Below are 3,709 nucleotides of genomic sequence, written 5' to 3'. Positions count from 1 at the left end.
GCCTCGTGCGGAAGAACCTGCTTCTTACCTAGCCGCGTCGACGATCCCCCGACGGGTCGACGCGGCCGCCCCTCCCTGCGTGAGGGGCTTTGTTGTGTCTGGGGCACTTGACGGGCGACGGAGCAGGTCACCCACCACCACGAGCACGAGAGAGAACCATGAGCGAGCAGCAGTCCGAAGCAGCGTCGTACGACGTCCATGCCGTCGAGGCGAAGTGGCTGTCGGTCTGGGACGAGGTCGACCCGTTCCGGGCGGACGACGACGCCGTCGTGTCCGGCCGTCGGGAGAAGCGTTACGCGTTGACGATGTTCCCCTACCCGAGCGGCGACCTGCACATGGGTCACGCCGAGGTGTTCGCGCTCCACGACGTCCTCGCCCGCTACTGGCGGTTCCGTGGCTACGAGGTCCTGAACCCGATGGGCTGGGACTCCTTCGGGCTGCCCGCCGAGAACGCCGCGATCCGCAACAACGAGTACCCCGCGACGTACACCTACGGCAACATCGAGACGCAGTTCGCCTCGATGAAGCGCTACGGGCTGAGCTTCGACTGGTCGCGGCGGCTGCACACGTCCGACCCGGAGTACTACCGGTGGACGCAGTGGCTGTTCCTGAAGCTGCGCGAGCAGGGGCTGGCCTACCGCAAGAACAGCCCGGTCAACTGGTGCCCCCAGGACCAGACGGTGCTGGCCAACGAGCAGGTGCTGGCCGACGGCACCTGTGAGCGGTGCGGCGCGGAGGTGACGAAGAAGGAGCTGACGCAGTGGTACTTCAAGACCACCCACTACGCGCAGGAGCTCTACGACTCGCTGGACGACCTGCAGGAGACCTGGATCGGCAAGGTCGTCAACGCCCAGCGCAACTGGATCGGCCGGTCCGAGGGCGCGCACGTGGTGTTCGAGGTGGAGGCCCACGGTCCCGTCACCGTCTTCACCACCCGACCCGACACGCTGTTCGGCGCGACCTTCTTCGTGGTCGCCGCCGACGCCAAGCTGGCTGACGAGATCTGCGCGCCCGAGCAGCGCGCGGCGTTCGACGCCTACCTGGACAGCGTCCGGAAGGCGTCCGACATCGACCGGCTGTCGACCGACCGGCCGAAGACCGGCGTGTTCCTGGGCCGCTACGCCGTCAACCCGGTCAACGGGGAGCGGATCCCGGTGTGGGCCGCCGACTACGTGCTGGCCGACTACGGCACCGGCGCCATCATGGCCGTCCCGGGTGGCGACCAGCGCGACTACGACTTCGCGAAGGCGTTCGACCTGCCGATCGTGCGAACGGTCCAGCCGCCCGCCGACTTCGAGGGCGAGGCCTACACGGGGAGCGGTCCGGCGATCAACTCCGCCAACGCCGAGGTGTCGCTGAACGGCATGGGCGTGGAGGAGGCGAAGTCGACGATCATCGCCTGGCTGGAGAGCAAGGGCCTCGGCAACGGCACGATCAACTTCCGGCTGCGCGACTGGCTGCTGTCGCGACAGCGTTACTGGGGTGCGCCGATCCCGGTGATCCACTGCGCGGCGTGCGGTGAGGTCGCCGTACCCGAGGACCAGCTGCCCGTCGAGCTGCCCGAGCTGCGCGGCGCGGACCTGAAGCCGAAGGGAACCTCGCCGCTGGGCGCGGCCACCGAGTGGGTCAACGTCAGCTGCCCGTCCTGCGGCGGCCCTGCCACGCGCGACACCGACACGATGGACACGTTCGTCGACTCGTCGTGGTACTTCTTCCGCTACCTGTCGCCGCACGACGACACCCAGGCGTTCGACCCTGCCCTGGCCGAGGCCTGGGGCCCGGTCGACTTCTACCTGGGCGGCGACGAGCACGCCGTGCTGCACCTGCTGTACGCGCGCTTCTTCACGAAGGCGCTGCGTGACATGGGGCTGATCACGTGGGACGAGCCGTTCTCGGCGTACCTCTCCCAGGGCAAGGTCATCAACAACGGCCGCAAGATGAGCAAGTCGCTGGGCAACGGCGTCAACCTGGGCGACCAGCTCGACGCCTTCGGCGTGGACGCGGTCCGGCTGACCCTGGTGTTCGCCAGCCCGCCGGAGGACAACATCGACTGGGCCGACGTGAGCCCGGCCGGTTCGCTGCGCTTCCTGCAGCGGGCGTGGCGGCTGTCCGGTGACGTCACGAGCGAGCCCGGCACCGACCCGGCCGGCGGCGACGTCGCGCTGCGGCGGGTCACCCACAAGACGGTGCACGACGCCCAGCAGCTGCTCGAGTCCTACCGGTTCAACGTCGTCGTCGCTCGCATCATGGAGCTGGTCAACGCGACCCGCAAGGCGATCGACACCGGCTGCGGGCCGGCCGACCCGGCCGTGCGGGAGGCGGCCGAGGCGGTCACGATCCTGCTGTCGCTGGTCGCGCCCTACACGGCCGAGGAGATGTGGGAGCGGCTGGGCCACCGGCCCTCGGTCGTGCAGGTCGCGTGGCCGACCATCGACGACGCGCTGCTGGTCGAGGACACGGTGACCGCGGTGGTCCAGATCCAGGGCAAGGTGCGGGCGCGGCTGGAGGTCGCTCCGGACGTCTCCGGCGCCGACCTGGAGGCGACGGCCCTGGCCGACCCGGACGTCGTCCGCGCGATCGACGGGCGCGAGGTGCGCCGGGTGATCGTGCGCGCCCCGAAGCTGGTCAACATCGTCGTGTAGCGGGATCACCATTAGCCTCGTCCCATGACGGTCGCGCTCGTCACCGACTCCACCGCCAGCCTCCCGCCGGAGGTCGTGGCGGAGTGCGGGGTCGACGTGGTGCCGGTGCAGGTCGTCATCGACGACGTGTCCTACGACGAGGGCGCCGAGGAGGCTTCGCCGGCCTGCGTCGCCGCGGCGCTGCGGGAGAAGAGGTCGGTGAGCACGTCCCGACCGGCACCCGCGGTCTTCGCCGACCTGTTCCGCCGGCTCGCGGACGAGGGCGCGACCGAGATCCTGTCGGTCCACCTGTCGAGCGAGGTGAGCGGCACGTTCGAGTCGGCCCAGGTGGCGGCGCGGCACGCGCCGGTCCCGGTGACCTGCGTCGACACCCGCCACGTCGGCGTCGGCACCGGGTACGCCGTCGAGTCGGCCGCCGCCGTGCTCGCGGCGGGCGGAACCCGGGCTGAGGCCGCGGACGCCGCGCGGGCCAGGTCGGCCGCGGTGACGTCGGTGTTCTACGTCGACACCCTCGAGTACCTCCGCCGTGGTGGTCGGATCGGGGGCGCGGCTGCCGTGTTCGGCGGCGCGCTCGCGGTCAAGCCGCTGCTGGGGATCGAGAACGGTGTGATCACGACCCTGGAGAAGGTCCGCACGTCGGGGCGGGCGATCAGCCGGCTCGAGGAGCTGGCGGTCGCGGCTGCCGACGACCAGCAGGTCGAGGTGACGGTCGCGCACCTCGCCAGCGAGGAGCGGGCGCTCGCGCTCGCGGAGCGGCTCGCCGACCGGCTCGAGAAGCAGCTCGACGGGCGCGCGGTGCGGTGCGCCGAGCTGGGTGCGGTGCTGGGCGCGCACGTCGGCCCCGGCATGCTCGCGATCTGCGTCGCGCCGCTGCTGTCCGACTTCTGAGGCGCGAGCCGGCCCGGGAACCGTCCACAGCCCGTCGCCGGAACCGACAGGCCACAGGAGGCAGGCCCGGACCTCCGCGATCGGAGGCGATGGCACCTAGCGTTCCTGGTCATGCGCAGCACCCGTGGAACGTCCGGCGCCGAGCCGTCGCGCGCCGACGCCGCCGCCCGCCGGCTCGC

At 71.1% G+C, this 3,709-nt stretch carries 2 protein-coding genes; both read left to right on the top strand.

Annotation, left to right across the window (positions count from 1 at the left end):
* Positions 1–158 precede the first annotated feature (158 nt).
* Positions 159–2,642: a leucine--tRNA ligase gene (leuS, locus tag H0488_RS22390; RefSeq protein WP_183101416.1), complete on the top strand. Its 2,484-nt coding sequence runs from the start codon at positions 159–161 to the stop codon at positions 2,640–2,642.
* A 24-nt stretch (positions 2,643–2,666) separates the two neighbouring features.
* Positions 2,667–3,530, top strand: coding sequence for a DegV family protein (locus H0488_RS22385; RefSeq protein WP_183101415.1), 864 nt, complete (start codon positions 2,667–2,669; stop codon positions 3,528–3,530).
* Positions 3,531–3,709 lie beyond the last annotated feature (179 nt).

Origin of the sequence: Nocardioides pelophilus, assembly GCF_014180685.1 — a bacterium.
GTDB lineage: Bacteria > Actinomycetota > Actinomycetes > Propionibacteriales > Nocardioidaceae > Nocardioides > Nocardioides pelophilus.
This window is presented reverse-complemented; position numbering and strand designations above follow the sequence as displayed.